This is a genomic window from Paraburkholderia sp. SIMBA_027 (genome assembly GCF_046535315.1).
Lineage (GTDB): Bacteria > Pseudomonadota > Gammaproteobacteria > Burkholderiales > Burkholderiaceae > Paraburkholderia > Paraburkholderia tropica.
This window is the reverse complement of the sequence record NZ_JAWRWY010000389.1, coordinates 1-279: the sequence shown is the minus strand read 5'-3', so window position 1 is coordinate 279 and position 279 is coordinate 1. Positions and strand designations below refer to the sequence as shown.

At 59.5% G+C, this 279-nt stretch carries 1 protein-coding gene; it reads left to right on the top strand.

Annotated elements, in window-relative coordinates; all coding sequences use genetic code 11:
* The coding region (locus tag SB764_RS39535; RefSeq protein ID WP_410866688.1) for a GNAT family N-acetyltransferase at positions 1-279 on the top strand (279 nt) is incomplete at both ends.

Sequence of the window (279 nt, the reverse complement as noted above, 5' to 3'; positions counted from 1 at the left end):
CACGCAACGACAAATTCCACCGCTACGAGCTTCACGTCGGTGGCGAGCTGGCAGTGATTTCACAGTTCCTCGACCGGCCTGGCCACATCGACTTCACACATACCGAGACGAAGCCCGGGTTCACGGGCCAAGGCCTGGCGAAGGTGCTCGCCCACTTCGCACTCGATGACGTCGTGGCGTCGGGCAAACGGATCATTCCGCATTGCCCGTACATAGCGGCCTACTTGAAGAAGCACGAAGGATACGGACAGGATGTCGACTGGCCTTTGGAAAAGCCCG